This window comes from Enterococcus sp. DIV1096b (genome assembly GCF_050498765.1).
GTDB lineage: Bacteria > Bacillota > Bacilli > Lactobacillales > Enterococcaceae > Enterococcus_D > Enterococcus_D entomosocium.
In genome coordinates this window covers 2,911,512-2,934,717 of record NZ_JBMHEK010000001.1, presented here as the reverse complement: position 1 = coordinate 2,934,717, position 23,206 = coordinate 2,911,512, and the positions used below count along the sequence as shown (strand labels likewise).

At 42.0% G+C, this 23,206-nt stretch carries 19 protein-coding genes; 16 read left to right on the top strand and 3 right to left on the bottom strand.

What is annotated here, in order from left to right; genetic code table 11:
- Positions 1-9 precede the first annotated feature (9 nt).
- Both IGJ17_RS13755 and IGJ17_RS13750 read left to right on the top strand, forming a co-directional pair.
- Complete coding sequence (locus IGJ17_RS13755; protein ID WP_005233964.1) at positions 10-342, top strand: zinc ribbon domain-containing protein YjdM; 333 nt, start codon at positions 10-12, stop codon at positions 340-342.
- A gap of 94 nt (positions 343-436) precedes the next feature.
- Complete coding sequence (locus IGJ17_RS13750; protein WP_016612795.1) at positions 437-1,144, top strand: zinc metallopeptidase; 708 nt, start codon at positions 437-439, stop codon at positions 1,142-1,144.
- Positions 1,145-1,199: 55 nt separating this feature from the next.
- On the opposite strand, the gene IGJ17_RS13745 is transcribed toward IGJ17_RS13750, so the two are convergent.
- Positions 1,200-1,880: a hypothetical protein gene (locus IGJ17_RS13745; protein ID WP_429961536.1), complete on the bottom strand. Its 681-nt coding sequence runs from the start codon at positions 1,878-1,880 to the stop codon at positions 1,200-1,202.
- A 748-nt stretch (positions 1,881-2,628) separates the two neighbouring features.
- Here IGJ17_RS13745 and IGJ17_RS13740 point away from each other — a divergent pair.
- On the top strand, positions 2,629-4,236 hold the full coding sequence (locus tag IGJ17_RS13740; protein WP_008380521.1) for a CTP synthase: 1,608 nt from the start codon (positions 2,629-2,631) through the stop codon (positions 4,234-4,236).
- A 262-nt stretch (positions 4,237-4,498) separates the two neighbouring features.
- Here IGJ17_RS13740 and IGJ17_RS13735 read toward each other — a convergent pair whose 3' ends face one another.
- Positions 4,499-4,954, bottom strand: coding sequence for a YehR family lipoprotein (locus IGJ17_RS13735; protein WP_005233973.1), 456 nt, complete (start codon positions 4,952-4,954; stop codon positions 4,499-4,501).
- 368 nt (positions 4,955-5,322) lie between these two features.
- Between IGJ17_RS13735 and IGJ17_RS13730 the strand changes: the two genes are divergently transcribed.
- From IGJ17_RS13730 to IGJ17_RS13710, 5 genes are all read left to right on the top strand, one after another.
- Positions 5,323-6,192: a class II fructose-bisphosphate aldolase gene (locus IGJ17_RS13730; protein WP_005228297.1), complete on the top strand. Its 870-nt coding sequence runs from the start codon at positions 5,323-5,325 to the stop codon at positions 6,190-6,192.
- 173 nt (positions 6,193-6,365) lie between these two features.
- On the top strand, positions 6,366-7,625 hold the full coding sequence (locus IGJ17_RS13725) for a UDP-N-acetylglucosamine 1-carboxyvinyltransferase (protein WP_244353070.1): 1,260 nt from the start codon (positions 6,366-6,368) through the stop codon (positions 7,623-7,625).
- Positions 7,626-7,627: 2 nt separating this feature from the next.
- Entirely contained in the window at positions 7,628-8,923 is a 1,296-nt protein-coding gene (gene rho / locus IGJ17_RS13720; RefSeq protein WP_005233978.1) for a transcription termination factor Rho, read from the top strand.
- Positions 8,924-9,022: 99 nt separating this feature from the next.
- Entirely contained in the window at positions 9,023-9,286 is a 264-nt protein-coding gene (locus IGJ17_RS13715) for a type B 50S ribosomal protein L31 (RefSeq protein ID WP_008380527.1), read from the top strand.
- Positions 9,287-9,779: 493 nt separating this feature from the next.
- Positions 9,780-10,406: a restriction endonuclease gene (locus IGJ17_RS13710; RefSeq protein ID WP_429961535.1), complete on the top strand. Its 627-nt coding sequence runs from the start codon at positions 9,780-9,782 to the stop codon at positions 10,404-10,406.
- A gap of 144 nt (positions 10,407-10,550) precedes the next feature.
- Here IGJ17_RS13710 and IGJ17_RS13705 read toward each other — a convergent pair whose 3' ends face one another.
- Complete coding sequence (locus tag IGJ17_RS13705) at positions 10,551-11,450, bottom strand: LysR family transcriptional regulator (RefSeq protein WP_005234023.1); 900 nt, start codon at positions 11,448-11,450, stop codon at positions 10,551-10,553.
- 236 nt (positions 11,451-11,686) lie between these two features.
- Between IGJ17_RS13705 and IGJ17_RS13700 the strand changes: the two genes are divergently transcribed.
- From IGJ17_RS13700 to IGJ17_RS13665, 8 genes are all read left to right on the top strand, one after another.
- Positions 11,687-12,538, top strand: coding sequence for a sugar phosphate isomerase/epimerase family protein (locus IGJ17_RS13700; RefSeq protein ID WP_005234024.1), 852 nt, complete (start codon positions 11,687-11,689; stop codon positions 12,536-12,538).
- Between the two features lie 29 nt (positions 12,539-12,567).
- Positions 12,568-13,416, top strand: a complete 849-nt coding sequence (gene aroE, locus IGJ17_RS13695; RefSeq protein WP_008380533.1) for a shikimate dehydrogenase — start codon at positions 12,568-12,570, stop codon at positions 13,414-13,416.
- Positions 13,417-13,503: 87 nt separating this feature from the next.
- Positions 13,504-14,787 (top strand): MFS transporter, encoded by a 1,284-nt coding sequence (locus IGJ17_RS13690; RefSeq protein ID WP_139960244.1) that lies wholly within the window; start codon positions 13,504-13,506, stop codon positions 14,785-14,787.
- A gap of 115 nt (positions 14,788-14,902) precedes the next feature.
- Positions 14,903-16,231 carry a hypothetical protein gene (locus tag IGJ17_RS13685; RefSeq protein WP_005234027.1) on the top strand — a complete coding sequence of 443 codons (1,329 nt, stop codon included), beginning with the start codon at positions 14,903-14,905 and terminating at the stop codon, positions 16,229-16,231.
- Positions 16,232-16,248: 17 nt separating this feature from the next.
- On the top strand, positions 16,249-18,369 hold the full coding sequence (locus IGJ17_RS13680) for a hydantoinase/oxoprolinase family protein (RefSeq protein ID WP_429961534.1): 2,121 nt from the start codon (positions 16,249-16,251) through the stop codon (positions 18,367-18,369).
- 12 nt (positions 18,370-18,381) lie between these two features.
- Positions 18,382-19,050 carry a hypothetical protein gene (locus IGJ17_RS13675; protein ID WP_086332675.1) on the top strand — a complete coding sequence of 223 codons (669 nt, stop codon included), beginning with the start codon at positions 18,382-18,384 and terminating at the stop codon, positions 19,048-19,050.
- 87 nt (positions 19,051-19,137) lie between these two features.
- Positions 19,138-19,977: an SDR family NAD(P)-dependent oxidoreductase gene (locus IGJ17_RS13670; protein WP_429961633.1), complete on the top strand. Its 840-nt coding sequence runs from the start codon at positions 19,138-19,140 to the stop codon at positions 19,975-19,977.
- A gap of 138 nt (positions 19,978-20,115) precedes the next feature.
- A complete protein-coding gene (locus IGJ17_RS13665) occupies positions 20,116-23,031 on the top strand; it encodes an FAD-dependent oxidoreductase (RefSeq protein ID WP_429961533.1) in 2,916 nt (971 codons plus the stop codon).
- The last annotated feature ends 175 nt before the right edge of the window (positions 23,032-23,206 follow it).

Here is a 23,206-nt window from a genome sequence, read left to right as displayed (position 1 = left end):
AGCAACACTATGACTCAAATTCCTAATTGTCCAAATTGCCAATCTGAATACGCTTATGAAGATCGCGGGCTGTTTGTTTGTCCTGAATGCGGAAACGAATGGCAAGAGCAACAAGCGGCGGAAGAAGCACCCGTATACAAAGATGCCAATGGCAATATTTTAGTAGATGGTGATACAGTAACGGTCATCAAAGACTTGAAAGTCAAAGGCGCATCTGGCGCCATCAAACAAGGAACGAAAGTGAAAAACATCAAATTAGTCGAAGGCGACCATAACATTGATTGCAAGATCGATGGCTTCGGCCCAATGAAACTAAAATCAGAATTTGTAAAAAAAGGTTAAAAACAAAATCTTCCAGTCATCTTCATAATTTTTTCACCACTTTAATGGTAAAATAAGGTCAAAGATTAAAAGGGGGAATTTTATCGTGTATGGTATGGGCGGATACGGGTTCGGCTTTTTTTATGACCCGACTTTCATTCTCGTAATTATCGGTATGGTGATTTCGCTAGCAGCGTCAGCGTATGTCAAAAGTACCTTTAACAAATATGACAAAGTCAGAAGTAAAAATAATATTACCGGCACAAAAGCGGCGCAGTACATCTTGCAGAGCCAAGGAATCAATAATGTTGGTGTGCAAGCGATCGCTGGTGATTTGACGGATAATTACAATTCTGGCAACAAAATGTTGAGTTTATCGCAATCCACCGCACAATCAACTTCGGTAGCAGCAATCGGTGTTGCGGCCCATGAGTGTGGTCACGCAGTCCAAGATGCCAAAGGCTATTTTCCTTTGCGCTTGCGTCATGCGATCGTACCGATCGCCAATATCGGAACCAGCATCTCGATCCCGTTGATTTTGATCGGGGTACTATTACGAGGCTCGTTTCTGATCAACTTAGGTTTGTTGGCTTTCTCATTGGCGTTTATTTTCCAATTAGTGACCTTGCCAGTCGAGTTCGATGCCTCAAAACGGGCGATCCGTATTTTGGCAGATGGTGGCTTGTTAACAGAAGAGGAAGTACCACAAGCGAGAAGAGTGCTCTTTGCCGCAGCGTTGACCTATGTCGCAGCTGCCGTAGCAACCTTATTGCAACTCTTACGTTTGATTATTTTATTTGGTAATAACAACCGTCGGAATTAATCGACAGTGTGACAGAAAAAAGACCAGCTCAGCATCCTGAACTGGTCTTTTTTCGTTATTCTACTATTAAGTAAACGTAATAGACATTTTCAACGCTTTTTAAATTTTCTTCAGATAGATTGTTTTCCATTTCAGCATATAGTTTGACGTCACCGCCCTTGGCAATATAAAGCAATGGAATTTCTTGTTTTTTCTCAATGTTAAGCTCGTTATTGGGAATACTAGTGCTAGCTCCAGTGGGAGATAAACTATCTTCTCCAAGGGACGTATAGTGGAATTTAGATAAGTCGGTCATTGTATTTGATGAGGAACCATTTGAAAATAAATCAACGAAGAGGAGAGAATCGCTCTTAGTAATTCCTATGTTCAAATAGCCATTATAATCACTTCTTGGCTCTGTTGTCAGGGAAGCGACTATTTTGTGTTCTTTTATCTCCCCTTTTTGATAACAATCAAAGTAAACCGTCATGGACTCAGCCACTGTGTTAAATTTCAGTTGTGAGCCAAAATCCAACAATAAACTAGAAAGGTCCATAGGGTTCTTTAGCTGAACAAGGTGATTATTGGGAACGCCAGCTACTTTTTTACTAGGGAAAGGACTGTAATTATAGTAATAACAATAAAGCATGGTAGGTAGCCCTATCACGAGCAAGAATGCGAAAAAAATCTGTAAAGGATTTCGAGGCCGGATTAGTGTCTTGACAGTATCTGGTGCTTTTTGGTTTTTAGCAGTCATTGTCTTCTTCCTCCAAAATTGTGGCTTCTATAGAATCTCTTTTGGGAGACAACAGAATTTGATTGTTTCCTTATCGGTAAATGATTACCGGAAGATGCTATAAAAAAATAATTTAAATATATATCTATAATCTCAAAGATAATCAAAAAGCGCAATCAAATTTTGGTATTTATTGAGGGCACTCCTTATTGGGGAATAATCATTCAGAGCACATTACTTGGCAGACAAAAATAGCAGAATAGTTAGCTCTATCCTGCAAAAGAAAAATTATCTTAGCGTAGAAGGCAGGAATCGAACCTGCACCTCGTCTTTGCCAAAAATAACCAGAAATACGTTCCGATCATTTTTACCAAAACGAGTAAAGCGCCAGACTTCATCTACACTTTGTATTATGCCAAAGAGAGTTCAACGATTTCGTAAGAAGCAATGAAAAAATTGCAAAAAGTTGTGCAGAAAACATGAAGGTTGTTTAAGAAAGAATAACCATAGAACTTAGTCGTGAAAAAGAAGAAACCAGCTGCAACGAAGCGTAAAGCGCTTCGTTTGGAAACCTCCGTTTTTTCTGAAAAAATCAGATAAAGTTTTCTTGACATTTGTGAGGTGAGAATGTATCATTCTGTTTGGGCACTCTTTACAAGAGTCAGAAAGTGATTTAGAATTTTCGCTCCCTATTCATTTATGGATAGGGAGCTTTTATTATTTTCTAAATGCTTTTCCTGTAAAATAGATTAAAGGAGTTTTTCAGTTTATGACAAAATATATTTTTGTAACCGGCGGTGTGGTTTCTTCTATTGGTAAAGGGATCGTAGCAGCATCATTAGGACGTTTGTTGAAAAATCGCGGCTTGAAAGTAACCATTCAAAAATTCGATCCGTACATCAACGTCGATCCAGGAACGATGAGCCCATATCAACATGGTGAAGTATTCGTAACCGATGATGGAGCAGAGACCGACTTAGACTTAGGTCACTATGAACGCTTTATCGATATCAATTTGAACAAATACTCAAATGTAACAACTGGAAAAATCTATTCAGAAGTTTTGCGGAAAGAGCGTAAAGGAGAATACTTAGGCGCGACTGTTCAAGTGATCCCGCACATCACCAACGAGATCAAAGAAAAAATCATGCGGGCAGCCAAAATGACTGATTCAGATGTGATCATCACAGAAGTCGGCGGAACAGTAGGGGATATTGAATCATTGCCGTTTCTAGAAGCTTTGCGTCAAATGAAGGCAGACGTAGGTGCGGACAACGTGATGTACATCCATACGACGCTGATTCCTTATTTGAAAGCAGCAGGCGAAATGAAAACAAAGCCGACACAACATAGTGTGAAGGAACTGCGCGGCTTAGGGATTCAACCAAATATCTTGGTCGTTCGGACAGAACAACCCGTAGGACAATCAACGAAAAACAAATTGGCCCAATTCTGTGACGTGGCACCAGAAGCCGTGATTGAATCTCGTGACGTTGAAACACTTTATTCGATCCCATTAGCACTGCAAGCGCAAGGCATGGATCAAATCGTGTGTGATCATTTGAAACTGACTGCACCAGTTGCTGACATGACTGAATGGCAAGCATTGGAAGAAAAGGTACTGAATTTGAAGAAAAAAGTACGCATCGCATTAGTCGGAAAATACGTGGAATTGCCAGATGCTTATCTATCAGTTGTCGAAGCCTTGAAACATTCTGGTTTTGCCTTTGATGCAGACATCGAGATCGATTGGATCAAAGCCCAAGAAATCACACGAGAAAACGTGGATTCTTACTTAGGTGAAGTAGACGGTATTCTTGTTCCTGGTGGATTCGGTGATCGCGGGATTGAAGGAAAAATCGAAGCGATCCGATATGCTCGGGAAAACGATGTGCCATTCTTAGGGATTTGTCTAGGGATGCAAATGGCTTGTGTGGAATATGCCCGCAATGTCGTTGGCTTGGAAAATGCCAATTCCGCAGAAACAGATCCTGAAACAGCCAACAACATCATTGATTTGATGGCTGACCAAGAAAACATCGAAAACTTAGGTGGGACATTGCGCTTAGGCTTGTACCCATGTAAAGTGAAGAAAGGCACCAAAACAGCTGCAGCTTATGACGGAGAAGAAGTTGTTCAAGAACGTCACCGTCATCGTTATGAATTCAACAACAAATACCGTGAAATCTTTGAAGCAAACGGGATGGTTTTCTCAGGTGTGTCACCAGACAATCGTTTGGTTGAGATCGTTGAGATCCCAGAAAACAAATTCTTCGTGGGTTGCCAATTCCACCCAGAATTGATTTCTCGTCCAACTCGCCCACAACGCTTGATCAAAGCCTTTGTTGGAGCTTCATTAGACAACCGCCAAGCATAATAATCGCTAGCGGCAAACCAAGGAATGAATGTGCGAAACTCCTCATCTCAAGATGGGGAGTTTTTTTGAGTTACGCCATCCCAGTAATCCGTAAAAGGTTGAAACTTGTTTGAGCATTGGTAGAAGGTATCTGTTTCTGCACACAAAAAACTTCCGTCAAAACGACCGGAAGTTTCTGGCTGATGCATTATTTTTTTCGCTAGCAGTTTGAATGAAATCCGCCAGCGGTAACGCATGTTGATTTGCTGGTGCCTAGAGAGGATTATTCTTTTAGCTTATACCCTTGATCCAAGAGCATTTCCTCTGTACGTTCCATGCTGATCCCATTTTCGGTGTTTCCTTCGAAACTAACCCCAGGCAATTGTTTCGCTGAATCATAATCCAACTCATCATAATTGATGGTCAAGGATTCAGTCGCTTCACTATCTGTATAGTCGAGGGAATAGTCCAATCCTTTGACTTGCTGATACTGCTCTGCGATCGGATCAAGTACCGTCTGTGCTTCTTCTTTGGTCGTTACCCCAATCGCTGAATACGGCATGACATTGTTCGCAGTCTGGGTTTTTACTTTATCGCCTTCATAAGTGAAGACCAGTTCCATCGAAACCCCATTTTGATCCATTGTGAATGTTTTGGTTTCTTCTTTGGCCCCCGAGCTGCAACTTGCCAAGAAAAGAACCCCGATGACTGCCAAAAATCCAATAAGCGCTTTTTTCATTTTATCCCTCCTTTTTTACATAATAATATAGCCGCTTTCACAAGGCTATTCTTATGCTCAGAGGAGATGAAGGAAGGATTTACTGGAAGATTATGATAAAATGACGAAAAAATATGTGAAATTTTTCTCGAATTTTCACATTCCGATTTGTTATCTAACGACCGCAGACAGAAGAGAAAAACCTTACAGAATCGTAGACTTTCAGAAAAGATGATGAAAATGCTGGATTTTTATATTTGTGCAATCTTTTTTTGAAAAGAGAAATTCCTCTTTTTAGTAGCAAATACCGCAAATCTTTGCTAAAATAGCATTGTCGGTTAAGCATTGCTTAACAAATAAAGTTTTTCAAAACTTAGGAGGAATTTTTTATGCCAGTAGTATCAGGAGCTGAATTCTTAAAAGCTGCTCGTCAAGGCGGATATGCAGTCGGCGGATTCAACACAAACAACTTAGAATGGACACAAGCGATTTTAAAAGCTGCTGAAGCGAAAAAAGCGCCAGTTCTAATCCAAACTTCAATGGGTGCTGCCAAATATATGGGCGGATACAAAGTTGCTAAAGACATCGTTACAAACTTGGTTGATTCAATGAACATCACTGTTCCAGTTGCAATCCACTTAGACCATGGTGATTACGATGCAGCAATGGAATGTATCGAAGTTGGTTACACTTCTGTTATGTTTGATGGCTCTCACTTACCATTTGAAGAAAACTTGAAATTGGCTAAAGAAGTTGTCGAAAAAGCACACGCAAAAGGCGTTTCTGTTGAGTGTGAAGTTGGTTCAATCGGCGGAGAAGAAGATGGAATCATCGGTTCTGGCGAATTAGCTGACATCGAAGAATGTAAACAAATGGTTGCAACTGGTATTGATTACCTAGCTTGCGGAATTGGTAACATTCACGGTCAATACCCTGAAAACTGGAAAGGCCTTGCTTTTGACCACTTACAAGCAATCGCTGATGCAGTAGGTTCTGATGTACCATTAGTATTACACGGTGGTTCTGGTATTCCTCAAGACCAAATCGAAAAAGCAATCTCAATGGGTGTTTCTAAAGTAAACGTAAATACTGAATTCCAATTATCATTTGCTAAAGCAACTCGTGAATACATCGAAGCTGGCAAAGATAAAGAAGGCAAAGGATTCGACCCTCGTAAATTATTAGCACCAGGTGTTGCTGCAATCGTTAAAGATGCAGAAGAACACATCGACTGGTTCGGTTCAGCTGGTAAAGCTTAATCTTAATCAAAGATCAAAACTCTTAGAATCACTGATTCTAAGAGTTTTTTTGTTTTCTAAGAAAATATTCTTGATGCGGGGATCAAAAATATACTGCATCTTTTTTCTTTGTGTAATCTGTGCTAAAATTGGAATGATACACATAAATTAAAAAAGAGTATAGGTGGAATTCAATGAAAAAAATTGTCATCAACGGCAATCGTCCCTTAAAAGGTGAAGTCACCATTAGCGGAGCAAAAAACAGTGCAGTCGCATTGATCCCGGCAGCGATCTTAGCTGATTCACCGGTCATTTTAGAAGGAGTGCCCGACATCCAAGATGTGCACTCATTAATTGAGATTATCGAAATCATGGGCGTGAAGACCCATTTTGAAAACAATACGCTAGAGATCGATCCAACCAATATCGTTTCGATCCCGATGCCTAACGGAAAAATCAATAGTCTACGGGCTTCGTATTATTTCATGGGGGCATTATTGGCGAAGTTTGGTGAAGGTGTCGTTGGGTTGCCTGGCGGCTGTTTCTTAGGCCCGCGACCAATCGATTTGCATATCAAAGGCTTCGAAGCACTTGGCGCAAAAGTCACCAACGAGCATGGCGCCATGTATTTGCGTACCGAAGAAGAAGGCTTGACTGGCGAACGGATTTTCTTAGATATGGTCTCCATCGGAGCAACCATCAATGTAATGCTGGCAGCAGTAAGAGCCAAAGGCAAAACGATCATTGAAAATGCTGCACGGGAACCTGAGATCATTGATGTTGCGACCCTTTTAAATAATATGGGGGCGAAAATCAGAGGTGCAGGTACCAATGAAATTCGTATCGAAGGTGTGGAAGAATTGCACGGTTGTCGCCATTCCATCATTCCAGACCGGATCGAAGCAGGAACCTACCTTTCTTTAGCCGCAGCAGCGGGGGAAGGCATTACTGTCAAAAATGTGATTTATGAGCATCTAGAAAGCTACATTGCGAAATTGGAAGAAATCGGCGTGCGAATGGATATCAGTGAAGATGAAATCTATGTGCATCCCTCAAAAGACTTGAAACCAGCGACTGTGAAAACCTATCCTTATCCGGGATTTGCCACAGACCTGCAACAGCCGATCACACCATTATTGCTAAAAGCAAAGGGAACATCGGAGATTATGGACACGATTTATGCCAAACGGGTCAACCATATTCCTGAATTAGCACGGATGGGCGCACAAGCAACGACAGAAGGCAACATGATTTTTGTCAGCGGACCGAGCCAATTGCACGGAGCAGAAGTTGTCGCTTCTGATTTGCGGGCAGGGGCTTGTCTAGTTATTGCCGGATTGATGGCGACTGGCACGACTAGCGTCTTTAATGTCGAGTACATTTTGCGCGGCTATGATCATATCATCGAAAAACTAACGGCTCTTGGAGCTGATATTCAAATGATAGAGGAGTAATTATGAGCGATTATCTTACGATGGCAGAGTTGGAAAACAAAACCTTAAAAGAGATCTACACCTTTGCCAAAGAGTTTCGAATTCCTTATTACAGCCAAATGAATAAAAAAGAATTGTCATTGGCTGTGATACGGGCGCAGGCGGAAAAACAAGGCTTCTTTTATATGGAAGGAATCTTGGATATCGTAGGCCAAGAAGGCTATGGTTTTTTACGTCCAATCAACTATGGACCGAGTGCAGAAGATATCTATATTTCTTCTTCACAGATTCGTCGGTTTAGTTTGCGTAATGGCGATAAAGTCGCCGGTAAGGCGCGCCCGCCTAAGGAATCTGAACGCTATTATGGATTGATGCACGTTGAGTCTGTTAACGGCAAAGATCCAGAAGATGCCAAAGAGCGCCCGCATTTTCCAGCGCTGACGCCCCTTTATCCGAACCGTCATTTAAAATTAGAAACAACGTCAGGACGTCTTTCGACTCGGATGATCGATATGCTGGCGCCAGTGGGTTTTGGTCAACGGGGACTGATCGTTGCCCCGCCTAAAGCTGGGAAAACCAGTATATTGAAAGAAATTGCCAATGGGATTACGGACAACTATCCTGAGGTGGAATTGATCGTACTTTTGATCGACGAGCGTCCAGAAGAAGTAACTGATCTAGAACGTAGTGTCAAGGGTGACGTGGTTTCTTCAACCTTTGACCTACAGCCTAGCAATCATACCCGTGTTTCAGAATTGGTACTAGAACGGGCGATGCGCTTGGTGGAAGACAAGCGTGATGTCGTGATTTTGATGGATAGTATCACTCGTTTGGCGAGAGCTTATAACTTAGTCGTTCCTCCAAGCGGACGTACACTAAGCGGCGGGATCGATCCAGCTGCTTTGTACAAACCGAAGAAATTCTTTGGCGCTGCCCGCAATATTGAAGAAGGCGGTAGTTTGACGATCCTTGCCACAGCTTTGGTAGATACCGGCAGCCGCATGGATGATGTCATCTATGAAGAGTTTAAAGGAACCGGCAATATGGAGCTGCAGCTTTCTCGCAGCCTCGCAGAACGCCGGGTCTTCCCAGCGATCGACATCAAGAAATCTGGTACCCGTAAAGAAGAATTGCTGATGAGCAGTGAACAATTGGAAGAAACTTGGCGCTTACGCAACAACATGTTGGGGGATTCCTTGGAGTTCACAGAACAATTCATTCAATTCTTGCGCAAAACGAAAAAGAATGAAGAGTTTTTAGCGGCTTTTCATGATGTCCATTTCGGAGACAAGCGGCCAAAAAGAAATATAAAAAGATAATTGCATCTAAAATCCAAACATGGTAAGATAGTCATGTTGTAAAATCGACAAATCAACTCTGGTGAAGCAAATGAGCCAGGGCAAAGGAGAGAAGAAGAAATGAAACAAGATATCCATCCAGATTATCATCCAGTTGTATTCATGGACTCAACTACTGGTTTCAAATTCTTATCAGGTTCTACAAAGAATTCTCAAGAAACTGTTGAGTGGGAAGACGGCAACACGTATCCATTGATCCGTGTCGAAGTAACTTCTGATTCACATCCATTCTACACTGGACGTCAAAAATTCACACAAGCAGACGGACGTGTGGACCGTTTCAACAAAAAATACGGTCTCAAAGACAACAACGCTGCAGAATAAGACAAATAAATGTAAATGTTGTTTCGATAACATTTCTGAGGTTTCCCTTTTACGAGGGAAACCTTTTTTTGTTTTTATAGGTAATAGACACTCAACTGCTAAACCGAAAGAAACCATTCAGAATCTGTTACAAACAAAGTAAAAGGAATCAATAAATCTGTAGGCAAGAATGTTGAAATTAGCACTGTAACGAATCCTATCTAGTAATTTTCGAAATGGAGCAATGATCAAGAGTGGTTTGATTTAATCATCGATTATTATTGAATATTCAAACTTCAATTGACATTTATCTTGAATAAAATTATCATTAAATTAATAATATTCCGTTATAAGTTTCTTATTTTTGACTTATTTTATCGAGTTCACACGATTTTTATTGAGAAAAGTAGATAGTTCTCTCTTTAAGAACCAGTTTCTATTCTACATAATTAAAGACCACTCACTAGCTATGCTTTAACGAATCACATCCAAAACAATCAAGAAAGGAAGAGACATGTTTTCATTTAAGAAAAAGAAGGAAGTCATTAATTTCTCAGAACTAAGCAACCATAATGAACGTACATACCCGAAAAAATTGAAAAAGATTGTGGCTCAATTAGAAACCTGTAAATCAGAGGATTTGAATTATATTGCTGAATGTATTTTACAAAAGATGGGATATACCGTCCAAAACATCGATGGTTACAAAGATGGTGGTATTGATGTGTATGCTTTTTCTAATAATAAAAAGGCAATAGCGGTCCAATGTAAAGCCTGGAATCCGCAAAAGACAACGGAGCGGATCAGTAAGCCACTCGTTGCCGCATTTAAAGGGATTTTTCCAGACAAAGGGTTTCCCAATGGGCTTTTCATCACTACACATTTTTTTACAGATCAAGCATTAGAAATAGCCGGTGATAATCTACTGTTGGTTGATAGAAAAAAACTGATTGAGCTTCTTGCACATTTTTATCCAGAGATGATCAGTGAGTTGTTTTATTATAAAACCTTGACGGAATTAGAAGAATGCAAGAGTTGTAAAAATGGGAAGAAGTTGAAACTCTACAATAAGAAGAAGCGCAATTATTACTATATCTGCGAAACGTGCGGTGAGTATAGCTCTTTTAATTATTCGTCATGAGAAAAAGAACAAGAGAATAAGCAATAAAAAACAGACATTCCATTAATGAATGTCTGTTTTTTATTAAGTGAAAACGCCAAAAAAAGGCGGGAACATAGTTTTATTCCTATTTTCTAAAGCTTTGTTTTTCACCCACCCAGTCACTCAATAAACGATCTGTTTCGGATTTGCATGGGCCAAAATAAATTCTTTGAAATTGCTGACTACAGGTGGTAAGTAAGTCTCTTTATTGTAGGCTAAATAAAAGTATCGCTCCCAACTGATGCCATTAAGTTTGATTCGCTTAAGGGGCAAAGAGTCAAGCATCGTCATATTGGGAATGATAGCAATCCCCAATCCTTGACTGACTAGTCCAGCGATCACTTGATCGATCTTGACTTCGTAGGCTACTTGATAGCTGACGTTGTTACGCTGATAAAGGTCATCGATGATTTCACGTAAGGCACTTTTTTTGCTGAAAATAATCTGGGGATATTCTGCTAAGTCGTCCAAAGAGACTTCATCAAATTGTGCGAGAGGATGATCCAACGCGGTGATCACGACAAGTTCTTGACTTGCAATCGGGACGAATTCAATGGTTGGTTCATTGGTGATGTAGGAACAAATACCGAGATCATAGCGCAAGGTTTTTAGTCCTTGGACTGTTTCGGTACTGACGCTATCTGAGTGAAATTCAAATTGAATCTTTTTTTCAGGATTTGCTTCAAGAAATTGTTTAGTGATTTTTGGTACGTAAGATGTACCGAGGACTTGCAAAAAAGCAAAGCTGATATGCCCAAAGCCTTTGCTGATTTTTGTTACTGTATCGATACCCGAATCTAAGTTTTCTAACGTTCGTATAACATGTTCATGGAAAATTTTTCCAGGCTTGGTTAGGATCACATTTCGTCCGTTTTTTTCAAAGAGTTGTACACCTAGCTCATCTTCTAAAAGTGAAATGGCATTACTGAGACTTGGTTGTGTGATGTTGAGCAATTTACTCGAACGTGTATAGTGTTCTTCTCTAGCAAGGATATCAAAATATTTTAAATGCTGAAGATTCATTGAAACCTCCTCTAAAATCCTTCTTTTTTTATCAGTATATCACAAGACTTATATCTTTTATCTATAGATCCATAAAGAAAAAACAATTAGAAGTACGGAGAGGGAAAAGCTATAATAACGGTAATAAACATTGTGAATAAAAACACAATTACTGCGGCCGCTTTTTAGTTCGTGTTTTTATTTCCAGCTGTAAACCAAGTAGTAGTTGTTTACAGACTTTTAAAGGGGGAAATAACATGAGAAACATTCCATTGACGATTAGTTCTTACACATTAGGGACAGAGATTAATTTTGAAGACAGAGTGAAGATCGCGAAAGAGGCAGGATACGACGGGATCGGTTTACGTGCGGAGACCTATATGCTTGCTGTGAAGCAAGGCTATTCTGATGAGCGGATGCTTGAAATTCTTGCAGAACATGACATGAAAGTAACCGAGGTCGAATATATCACCTTGTGGGCTGATCCAAATAAAACGATGGAAACACCGGAAACACTGCTGCAACAATTTAAAGAGCAAACGATCTATCATATGGCACGTTTGTTTGGTGTTGGGCACATCAATTGTGGCTTAATGGAAAAATACCCAGCAGAGGTTCATATCCAAGCCTTTAAAGAACTATGTACACGAGCAAAAGAATTAGTCATTGGGTTAGAATTCATGCCTTATAGCGGTGTTCCTGATCTAGCTAGTGCATGGAATATTGTCAAAGAGGCAGATTGTGAAAATGGGATGCTGATCCTAGATACATGGCACTGGGCGAGAGCCAACATGACAGCAGCTGACTTGGAAGGGGTCCCAGCGGAGAAAGTTGTTTCGATCCAAATTTGTGATGTTTTAGAAAGACGATATCCTGATACGATCTTACGGGATGAGTCGATGCACGATCGCTTATGTCCAGGAACAGGATGGGGTGATACCGAAGGCTTCTTACGGGCACTAAAAGCACACGGCATCAAGCCTCGTGTTGTAGGCACGGAAGTGATTTCTGATCCGATTTTAAGTCAAGGCTATCAAAAAGCAGCAGAGCAAAATTACAAAACGAGTATTGAAGTGATCCAAAACGCATGGCCAGAATTGCTTGCGTAAAAAAAATCAAATAGAAAAGAGGAAATAGGATGAGCGAAAAAATTTCGGGAAAAACGAAGCTCTTAGGATTGATCGGAACACCTGTTGGGCATTCTGGTTCGCCAGCCATGTATAATTATGGCTTTGACCAGCTTGATATCGATGCAGTTTATTTAGCTTTTGACATTAAAGAAGACCAAGTCGCCCAGGCGATCGAGGCATTTCGAACCTTCAAAATGAGTGGAAATGTCACGATGCCTTGCAAGACGGCAGCGGCAGAATACATGGATGAATTGACACCCGCTGCAAAAATGGTTGGTGCCATCAATACTATCGTCAATGATGAAGGCAAGCTCGTCGGCCATATTACCGATGGTGTCGGCTTTGTTGATAATCTGCAAGCACACGATGTAAAAATGAAAGATCAAAAATTTGTTGTGATCGGAGCTGGTGGAGCTGCCACCGCGATCCAAGTCCAATTGGCGATCGAAGGCGCAGCCTCCATTGCGATATTCAACATCAAAGATGCGTTTTATGAAAAAGGCAAAGAGACCGTTGCTCGCATTAAAGAATATTACCCTGATCTAGTAATTGATATTTATGATCTGACGGATCAAGCGTTACTTGCTGAAAAAATAAAAGGAGCTGATTGTTTAGTGAATGCAACGACTGTTGGAATGGGTGAAGGAAATACAGCGACACCGATTGCAGACACAGAGGTACTGCATGCAGATTTGACGGTGGCTGATGCGATCTATAACCCACCAATGACCCAGTTATTGAAAGATGCCAGCGCAAAAGGTTGTAAGACCGTGGGTGGAAAAGGAATGCTGGTGGGACAAGGAAAAGCCGCCTTTAAACTGTTTACTGGCAAGGAACTGCCTGTCAGAGCAAACTAACTAGGGACCGAGTATCCCTTTCCTACGAAATACCATCAGGGAAATTTTCGTAGGAAAGCTGGATGTTCTTTTATAAGGAGCGTACAAATGAGAGCAAAAAAGTATATTTTGTCACTGGCAACTGTCTATATGTGTTATTTCACTCATGGGATCCAAGCTATTATTTTAAGCCAAAATGCGACTTATTTTTCGGATAAATGGGGCTATACCGATGCTTCTGCAGGAGCCGCTGCGGTATCGTTGGCCATCACTGCGACCGGATTAGGGAAATTCTTGACCGTCTGGATTGGTGGAGAAATTTCGGATAAAGTGGGACGCAAAAAAATGGCGGTCATGGGGGCTGTTTTGTATACGCTATGCTTTTTAGGTCTGTTACTGACGACGAATATGGTGATCGCGTCTGTCTGTGCCTTTATCGCAGGGGTGGCGACTTCTGGTTTCTGGGATGCTGCATTGTATCCCGCTTCTCAAGAAGCAGCACCGAAATATGCGGCTTCAGCAATGATTGGGATCAAGTTTTTTGTTTCTTTGTCAGGGGTTATCTATCCCTTACTTGTGGTAAATTTCATCCGGTCTGGGAATCAGTCGATGGGGATTATTATTCCATTAGTCCTATCGATCGTCTGCACGATTTTAGCAGCTATCGCGCCATTCGCCTATGATGACATGATGAAAGAAAAAGCGGCAACCGTTGATGGAAAAGAAACGAATGCGGTTCAAGAAGAAATTGCGGCGATGAAGGCCAAAATGCTTGTTAAGCCGAATATAATCGTTAACTTCTTCACAATGTTCTTTGGTTTTATCTGTATGTTCATCATGTACGGCGCCCAACAGTATACCAAAGCGTTTGGTTTGACGAATGCTGGTTTGACTGAGATGCAGTCAGCGGGGCTAACATCGATCTATACTTTTGGCTCAATGGTGGCTGTTTTGTTTTGGGCAGTAATGATGGGGAAATTGCGTTGGAATCCCTTAAAAGTCTTATTTATTGATACGGTATTCATCGCTCTTGCGTTAGGGATGGTATTAGTGATCCAACATGTCGTAGTGATTTATATCAGTATCGCCTTCTTGGGTTTCTTTGCTGCCGGAGGGGCGTTGCAAACTGGGCTAGGGGTACGACAAATGTTTTGCCCTGGACCAAAAGGTCGAAATACCGGGATCTACTATACTTGGATGGGCTTAGCAAGTACCTTTTTACCTTACATCGTTGCTTCCATGACTCGGTCAGTAGGAGAAACGCAAGCGATTTTTCTGATGATGGGCTTATTACTCGCAGCTGCGGTTTTAGCGATCGTCATGATGGTTTATTTGTTACTGCAACACAAAAGAGTATTTGGCTACAGCGCATTTGATAAATTAAAGGACTAAACGTCCTGGAGGATAGTGGCCAACCACTTCCTCCTTTTTCGCTTTTGTTAAACGGCGGCTTTCGCGTATCTGGCTGCAGGTTCAAACGGCGTAATTTGTATGGAGGAGAAGAAGAATGGATAGCTTGATTGGCTTATTACTAGTAGTGTCATTTGGTGGCATGGTTTTTTATTGTATCAAAGGATATAACCTGATGATTGGTTTTATCGTTATGGCAACATTATGGGTGTTGTTGCCGCTTATAGGGAATGTCATTTCACCCAATCCGGCATTTGAAAACCTCCCTTTTACCGAGATGCTGGCACAGGTCTATCAACAGGCGCCAGAACGCTGGGGGGCTTCACAAATGAATATTTTTGTAGGAGCATTCTTTGGTAGGATCTTGTTGGAAACGGGCATTGCGGCAACTATCATTCGTAAGAGTGTGGAACTAGGTGGGGATAGCCCAGCGATTATTCTAGTAATTGTCAATTTGATTACCGGCTTTATCTTTTCATCCATGTCAGGTGCCGGATCTGTCATCGCGATCGCCGTGATCGTATTGCCAATTTTATTTTCGATTGGTATTCCTAAAGTCGTGGCATTCTTTAGTTTTTCGGCTTCCGTTGCAGCAGGTGTTTTCTTAAATCCAATCAATTTCACACAGTATCAAGCCTTTTTTGGCAATGTGAATGGTGGGGTTGATTACACCTATAATGATTATTTTTCGTTTGGATTATTGGCTTTCTTTGTGATGATTCTGGTTTCTTCGATTTTTGCTATTGGGTATTTGAGAGTAGAAAGTTTGACCTATGCTTGGGCGGTTGGAGAAGAACCGAAAGTTCAAGACGTTCCTAGTTTGGCGTTACTTACCCCTTTTATACCGGTCGTAGGAGTCATCATCTTTCAATTTCCAGTGATCTTTTGTTTTATTGGTGCGAGTCTTTATGCCTTGTGGATTTGTGGTGTTTTAAAGGATGGGTTTAGAAAAGATTCTCAGATTTTGACACGTATTTTTGCAGATGGGGTCAAAGATACTGCGACCTTAGTTGCCTTTTGGATGACCCTTGCGATGTTCAATGCAGCTGCAACCTTCGCTGCACCTTATTTTGAATCATTGCTAGGAGGAATCATTCCGACGCATCCCTTAGCGCTTTGTTTGCTTTTTGGTTTTTTAGCTCCCTTGACCTGGTTTCGCGGGCCACTTTCTTTGATTGGTTGTGGGGCAGCGTTATTAGCAGTAATCAGCAATCAAACCAATTATCCTGTGACGTTTTTATATCCGTTGTTCATTTCTAATATGATCGGTATGGGTCATTTTGATTTGACCATTTCTTGGAATGCTTGGGGATTAGGCTTCAATAATATCAATACGAAAGATTACATGAAGGTTGCTTTTTTACCAGGAGTCGTCATTTCGCTGGTTCTTGAAATTGCGACGTTCCTGTTATATAGCCCGATTTAAAAAAGTAGGTGAAAAAAATGAGAAGAAGTGTCCGAATTGGCATTGATGTGGGTGGAACCCATACAAAAGCTGTCGCAATCAACAATGACACGCAAGAGGTGATTGGAAAGTCATCTGTAAAAACGACCCACAAAAGTGAGCAAGGGGTTGCAGAAGGTGTAGTGGCCTCTTTTATTAAGTGTTTAGCCGAAAATCAGATCCAGCCAGATGAAGTGGTCTTTGTCGCTCACAGCACAACCCAAGCCACCAATGCACTCTTAGAAGGAGATGTAGCGAAGGTCGGCATTATCAGTACAGCAAAGGGCGGCGTCGAAGGTTGGCTGGCAAAGTGGCAAACGGCATTAAAAGACATTGATTTAGGTACGGGAAGAAGTATTGAAGTCGTTGCTCGCTTTATTCTTAAAAAAGAGCTTTCAGAAGCAACAATCGAAGCGGCATTAGCAGAACTACAACAGGCACAAGCTCAGGTCATCGTGACTTCAGCAGCTTTTGGTGTAGATGATTTACAAACAGAAGAAAGAATCGCTGAAGTAGCCAAACGAAAGGGCATCGAAGTAACCTTGGCGTCGGAGATGACCAAACTATATGGGTTATCCCGGAGAACCCGTACCGCAGCAATCAATGCATCGATTTTGCCAACGATGCTGGAAACGGCAAATTCAACAGAAAATAGTGTTCGCCAAGCAGGTGTGGATGTACCACTGATGATCATGCGGGGCGATGGTGGGTTGATGGACATTGTTGAAATGAAAAAACGACCGGTGCTAACGATGCTTTCTGGTCCAGCAGCCAGCGTGATGGGAGCATTGATGTATCTGCGAACGTCGAACGGTATTTATTTTGAAGTAGGGGGAACTTCGACGAATCTTGGCGTTATCAAAAATGGTCGGCCAGTCATCGATTACTCAGAGATTGCAGGCCATAAGACGTATGTCAATTCATTAGATGTTCGCGTCCTAGGTGTGGCTGGCGGCAGTATGGTTCGAGTGAACAAAAAAGGCGTGATAGACGTCGGCCCAAGAAGTGCCCATATCGCTGGGTTAGAATATAGTACGTATCTGCCAGAAGAAGAGATCGTTGCACCAGAACTGGAGCTTTATGCGCCAAAAGAAGGTGACCCAGCAGATTATGTTGCAATCAAACTTGCTAACGGGAAACGAATTACGATCACGAATTCTTGTGCAGCGAATGTCTTAGGATATGTCACAAAGGATGATTTTTCCTATGGCAATGCCCATTCGGCCAGAAAAGCCATGCAGCCTTTAGCGAAGTACTTAGAAACGACGGTGGAGGATGTCGCACAGCAAATATTGGATCAAGCAGTCCAAAAAATAGCACCTGTGATTCAATCTTTTGCCCGCAAGTATCAATTAGAGCCTAACCAAATGACTTTAGTAGGTGTAGGAGGAGGCGTCTCTTCACTGATCAAACATGCAGCGAAACAATTGTCGTTGAATTATAAAATACCTGAAAATGCTGAAGTGATTTCATCGATCGGTGTGGCGTTATCCGTCGTTCAAGACGTGGTGGAACGAATTGTCCCGAATCCAACAAAAGCGGATATTGCAGCAATCAAGCAAGAAGCAGCTACTTTGGCGATCGAGAGTGGGGCAACGCCTGATAGTATTGAAGTCTATATTGAAATCGATCCTCAGACGCAAAAAATTACTGCGCGAGCCTCCGGTGCCACAGCTGCTCAAGCCGCTGAGCGTCAAAACCAAATTAACCGTGAAGAAGCGCAAGACATTGCCTATGCTGAGCTGCAAGTTGCTAAAGAAAACGTGGTTTCTTGTGCTACGAGTGAACATTTTTATATTTATGGCGCAGCGACAAAAAAAGGCGATCGTGTTTGTGTCATTGATCATCGAGGCTTTATTCGCGTGCAAAGAGACCATGCAGATGTCGTGAAAACGACGATCCAAAGTTATAGTGAACAAATCGCTCGTCTTTGGGAAAGTATGGCGAACTACCAAAGTGATCTAGTCATCCGGCCAGATTTTTATATTTGTGCTGGACCGCGTCTCTTTGATTTTAGTTCGACAGATTATACCCAATTGATGATGTTGATCGATATTGAATTAAGTCAGTTGATTGGTACAGAAGAGATTATTATTATTGCTGCGAACCGCTTGCAGTAGGCCAAGGAAGGAATGAGATCCGTGAAAGTAGAAGAATTTTGCCAACAATTTTTACACCTATGGTCTCGAGCAACCAATCCTCACCTGCAGCTGTTCAAACAAGACCCCCTTCACGCCAAAGTTGATCCTGCGCAGGCAGAGTCCTTTATTGAAACTGCTGAAAGCATAGGTAAGCAAGAAGCCCGCTGGTATCGAGAGCATCCTCAAGAATTGCAAGGAATCATTGATTCATTAAAGATCAATGAACTGCCTGAAGCGCAAGCGCAACAGGAGCGCTATACCTTTGCTGTCTATAAAAAAACAGATCATATTATGATTGATCGCAATTTCTTGGCGCAAGCGCAGCATTTTATCGAAGCACAGCAATTAAGCCGATTACTTCCTGCGACGACACTTACGGAATTGGTTTTCATGCATGAAGTGTTTCATGTATTGGAATATCGTAAAAATCTCTGGACCATTCAAAGACAACTGCACTATCAGATAGGTTTTTTGAAAAAACAGGCACGTCTCTATTCCTTGAGTGAGATCGCTGCTGCATCTTTTGTACAGACGTTTTATCAGCTGGAAAATTCCCCTACATTGCTTGCTAGCTGCATAATCTATTGTAAAAATCCTGAGCTCGCTCAAGCGCTCGTTACGACTGCGTTAAAGGAACAAACCATTCACAGAAGCTATTGATCAATGGAAAAAAAGAATTAGTTTCTCTGCTCATATCAAGGTATATTGTTAGTGAAGAATATAACAATATTAGAGGTGGTATAAATGATGGAGCAATCTTGGTTGAATCTTAAGAATGAAGTCGTAGTTATTACTGGCGCTTTAGGTGGTATGGGGAAAAAAATCGCACAGGACTTTGCTGATCAAGGCGCACAAATTGCATTAGTTGATTTGCATGAGGAAAACCTTGCCAACTATGCTGTACAGCTAGCAGATCAATTCGGTGTGAAAGTAAACAGTTATGTCTGCAATTCGACGATCGAAGCGCAGGTAGATGCATTGGCAGAAAAGGTCAAAGAAGATTTTGGCCGCATTGATGTTTTGGTAAACACAGCGGCTATTTTGAAATTTTCATTGCTTGAAGATCTACCATTTGAAGAATGGAAACAAGTGATCGACGTCAACTTAAACGGCTACTTCTTGGTTTCTCAAAGAATCGGGCGAGTGATGATCGCACAAAAATCAGGGCGGATGGTGCATGTCTCAACGATCGCCTCAATCAGCCCTGAAACATATTCTGGTGCGTATAGCCCAAGTAAGGCTGGAGTTAATATGATGTCGAAACAAATAGCTGCAGAGTGGGGGCAGTACGGCCTTCGCAGCAATTGTGTCTTGCCATGCTTTGTGAAGACACCTTTATCCGCAAGCTTTTATGCAGACCCAGAAGTTGAAGAGGGGCGGAAACGCTTAACTGCCAATAAGCGAATCGGCGATGTGCAAGACATTGCTAATGCAGTCCTTTACTTAGCCAGCGAACGTTCCGATTATACGAACGGGCACGAATTACGTGTTGAAGGCGGTTTTGGGATCATGATGGGGGATCAAGTACCAAAACCTGGTGGGCGTAAACAGTATGCCATCAATTCTCGGCCGGAAAACCAAAAATAAATGGGGAAATGAAGTAAGTAATAACTGAATAGGGGAGACACTCATCTTTTCGACTTGTTCGAAAAAGATGGGTGTCTTTCGTGATGCCTTAATACATGCGGTCTGACGAAGCAAGCTATTTGAAAGGAACTGATTTTTATGAAAAAAGAATTATTTGAACCGATCAAACTATCTTCTGGCGTTGAACTTAAAAATCGACTCGTTATGGCACCTATGACAACTCAATCTGCTTTTTACAATGGTGAAATAACGGAAGAGATCATTGAATACTATCGCTGTCGTGCCGGTGCAGCTGCGGCAGTGATCGTAGAAAGCTGCTTTATCGAAGAACATGGGCGTGGGTTTCCGGGAGCACTCGGGGTAGATACAGACAAGAAAATTGCTGGGCTCACTAGATTAGCAAAAACCATCAAAGAAAAAGGCTCGAAAGCGATCCTGCAAATTTATCATGCTGGACGAATGGCATGGCCTGAGTACAATGGTGGAGTACAACCGATTTGCGCAAGTCCCGTCGCAGCGTTACGACCAAACGCACCTGTTCCGAAAGAAATGAGTAATGATGAGATCCTAACGATGATTCAACGATTTGGAGACGCGACTAGGCGTGCGATCAAAGCTGGTTACGATGGTGTGGAGATACATGGTGCGAATACCTTTTTGATCCAACAATTTTTCTCGCCCCATTCAAATCACAGAAACGACCATTGGGGAGGCAGTCTGGAAAAAAGAGCGCACTTTCCATTAGCCGTATTAAAAGAAGTACAGCGGGTCCGTCAAGAAGAATCGGTTGAAGACTTTGTTATCGGTTATCGTTTTTCGCCAGAAGAAATGGAAAATCCTGGGATTTGTTTTGAAGAAACGATGTACTTGTTGAATCAACTAGCGAAAAGCAAGCCAGAGTACCTTCATTTTTCAATGGGAACGTACCAACGAAGCTCTATTATTGATAACGAGAGCAGCGAGCCATTAATTGTGAAGTTTTTAACAATGCGTTCGCCTGAACTTTCGACTATTCCGATTATAGGAGTGGGCTCTATCTTGCAACGAGAAGACGCAGAAGCAGCACTGAAAATTGGCTACGATTTGCTTGCCATCGGGAAAGGATTTTTAGTCGAACCTAATTGGGTTCAGATGATCGCCGAGAAGAAAGTTGTTCGTCATTTTGCTCTTAGTCATGCGCAAAGTGAGTTGAAAATCCCAACACCATTGTGGCAGTTTATGGAAGATATGGTCATTGATCCAGAAGAGGAGAAACAAAAGCATGAACGCTTGAAAGAACTCCAAAAGCGGAAAGTCGCTTACCAACCAGGGACATATCTTGTACAAGCCCAAGGACACAATAGTCCGATTGAAATGCAAGTGACTTTTTCAAAGGAAACGATTGAAAAGATTACGATTGATAAAGGCAATGAATCTGAAGGTTTATCTGATTTAGTCTTTACGAGAATTCCGGCACAGATCATTGAAGGACAAACGCTGAATGTCGATGCTGTTTCTGGTGCTTCTGCTTCCAGTCAAGGGGTGATCGCAGGGGTGGAAGAAGCGGTAAAACTTGCAGGCGCCGATGTAGAGGTCCTCAAAGCACGGCCAAAGCCAGTCGTGGCTTGGTCAGAAGAAGTGGTTGAAGAAGCAGTTGATGTAGTGATCATTGGCTCAGGCGCTGCTGGGCTTGCTGCTGCATTGCGAGCGGATCAGTTAGAACGAAAGGTCATCTTACTGGAAAAATTAAGTTTTGTGGGTGGAGCGATCTCTATTAGTGGTGGAAACCAAATCGTGACTGGTTCGAAACTACAACAGATTGCTGGTGTAAAAGATGATACACCGACAGCAATGGTGGCTGATTTTCTGGAAAACGGGAATGGGCTGAACGATCGAAACCTTTTGACCCTTTTCGCTGAGAACGTAGGAGAAACCACAGATTGGGTCCATGAATACTTAGGTGTAGCCTACGATATGAAGCAAGGGCTGCACGTCCTACCAGAATATCAAAAAAATCGCGAACTTGCTTATCAAGGGGGCGGCGCTGGATTTGCCCAGACCGTCCGTAAAACACTACAGAATAGTGGGGTTCGGGTCTTGCTCCAAACGAAAGCCCAACAGCTACTAGTAGATGATCAAAATAATGTCATAGGCGTCAAAGCCCTTGAAGAATCAGGGAAAACACATATGATCTATGCCTCAACAGTCATTATGACAACCGGTGGCTATGGGAATAATGCCTCTTTACTCAAGGAAAGATTCAAGCAAATTTTGTATTATGGACTAAAATCTGCCACCGGCGATGGTCTGTTGATGGCAACCATCCCTGCTTTAAAGGCACAAACACGAGCGATGGATCAAGGAAAAATCTATCCCAATGGATTGGAAGTTTCTCAAGGTGTGGCGAAATCAACGATTGGCGGCAATCTGATCGTGTTGAAAGAAAACGGTATTCTAGTGAATCAACTTGGAAAGCGGGTAGTCAACGAACGAGCTAGCAATAAGTTAGTATTAGAAGCATTATTAAGACAACGCTCGCCAATGCTTTATTTATTGCTAGACGGCAAACATTTTGAGCATTTCAGCCAAGGCGTAGCAGAAGGCGGAATCACCAGTGAAGAGCTGGCTTGTTGGATTGCGCAAGAAGGAAAGGCCACGCCTCGCATCCTTAAAGCAGCCACATTAGAACAGTTAGCCATCAAAGCGCAGATGCCTGTAGAAAAATTGATCGAATCAGTGGGTAAATTTAACTACTGGGTAGCGCAAGGAAGAGATGAAGAATTTCACCGTGCACCAGAATACTTGCAAGAACCGATTGGTGCAGGTCCCTATTATCTTATCGAACAAAAGCCTCGGTTTGCGACTACGCTTGGTGGGTTAGCGGTCAATCGTTCGTTGCAAGTTTTGAATCAGCAAAACCAGCCCATTAAAGGGCTCTATGCTGCAGGTGAAGTAGTTGGAGGCGTCATGGGATCAGACTCTCCATCTGGTGCCAATAATGCCTGGGCATTGACTTCTGGGAAATTAGCAGCAGAAGCTGTTTGGGAAGTGACGAAAGGACCGAAAAAAGCGTAGAATCCGCTTTTTCGCTTTATTGTTAAATTGAGAAAACAGCGCCGATGACGGATCAGCTAGGAGAATCCTTCTATAATTATCTTTCAGAAATTTGGCTAGAATCAGAGTGATTTAGGTCGTTTCTCTAGATAATCAAATCAGCAAAAAAACCAGAACGATCCTTTCGGAGGTCCTG

What these genes read in the sequence shown, in the direction of transcription:
- IGJ17_RS13755 (WP_005233964.1), top strand. Translation starts at nt 10, where the DNA reads ATGACTCAAATTCCTAATTGTCCAAATTGCCAATCTGAATACGCTTAT.
- IGJ17_RS13750 (WP_016612795.1), top strand. Translation starts at nt 437, where the DNA reads ATGGGCGGATACGGGTTCGGCTTTTTTTATGACCCGACTTTCATTCTC.
- IGJ17_RS13745 (WP_429961536.1), bottom strand. Translation starts at nt 1,880, where the DNA reads ATGACTGCTAAAAACCAAAAAGCACCAGATACTGTCAAGACACTAATC.
- IGJ17_RS13740 (WP_008380521.1), top strand. Translation starts at nt 2,629, where the DNA reads ATGACAAAATATATTTTTGTAACCGGCGGTGTGGTTTCTTCTATTGGT.
- IGJ17_RS13735 (WP_005233973.1), bottom strand. Translation starts at nt 4,954, where the DNA reads ATGAAAAAAGCGCTTATTGGATTTTTGGCAGTCATCGGGGTTCTTTTC.
- IGJ17_RS13730 (WP_005228297.1), top strand. Translation starts at nt 5,323, where the DNA reads ATGCCAGTAGTATCAGGAGCTGAATTCTTAAAAGCTGCTCGTCAAGGC.
- IGJ17_RS13725 (WP_244353070.1), top strand. Translation starts at nt 6,366, where the DNA reads ATGAAAAAAATTGTCATCAACGGCAATCGTCCCTTAAAAGGTGAAGTC.
- rho (WP_005233978.1), top strand. Translation starts at nt 7,628, where the DNA reads ATGAGCGATTATCTTACGATGGCAGAGTTGGAAAACAAAACCTTAAAA.
- IGJ17_RS13715 (WP_008380527.1), top strand. Translation starts at nt 9,023, where the DNA reads ATGAAACAAGATATCCATCCAGATTATCATCCAGTTGTATTCATGGAC.
- IGJ17_RS13710 (WP_429961535.1), top strand. Translation starts at nt 9,780, where the DNA reads ATGTTTTCATTTAAGAAAAAGAAGGAAGTCATTAATTTCTCAGAACTA.
- IGJ17_RS13705 (WP_005234023.1), bottom strand. Translation starts at nt 11,450, where the DNA reads ATGAATCTTCAGCATTTAAAATATTTTGATATCCTTGCTAGAGAAGAA.
- IGJ17_RS13700 (WP_005234024.1), top strand. Translation starts at nt 11,687, where the DNA reads ATGAGAAACATTCCATTGACGATTAGTTCTTACACATTAGGGACAGAG.
- aroE (WP_008380533.1), top strand. Translation starts at nt 12,568, where the DNA reads ATGAGCGAAAAAATTTCGGGAAAAACGAAGCTCTTAGGATTGATCGGA.
- IGJ17_RS13690 (WP_139960244.1), top strand. Translation starts at nt 13,504, where the DNA reads ATGAGAGCAAAAAAGTATATTTTGTCACTGGCAACTGTCTATATGTGT.
- IGJ17_RS13685 (WP_005234027.1), top strand. Translation starts at nt 14,903, where the DNA reads ATGGATAGCTTGATTGGCTTATTACTAGTAGTGTCATTTGGTGGCATG.
- IGJ17_RS13680 (WP_429961534.1), top strand. Translation starts at nt 16,249, where the DNA reads ATGAGAAGAAGTGTCCGAATTGGCATTGATGTGGGTGGAACCCATACA.
- IGJ17_RS13675 (WP_086332675.1), top strand. Translation starts at nt 18,382, where the DNA reads ATGAGATCCGTGAAAGTAGAAGAATTTTGCCAACAATTTTTACACCTA.
- IGJ17_RS13670 (WP_429961633.1), top strand. Translation starts at nt 19,138, where the DNA reads ATGGAGCAATCTTGGTTGAATCTTAAGAATGAAGTCGTAGTTATTACT.
- IGJ17_RS13665 (WP_429961533.1), top strand. Translation starts at nt 20,116, where the DNA reads ATGAAAAAAGAATTATTTGAACCGATCAAACTATCTTCTGGCGTTGAA.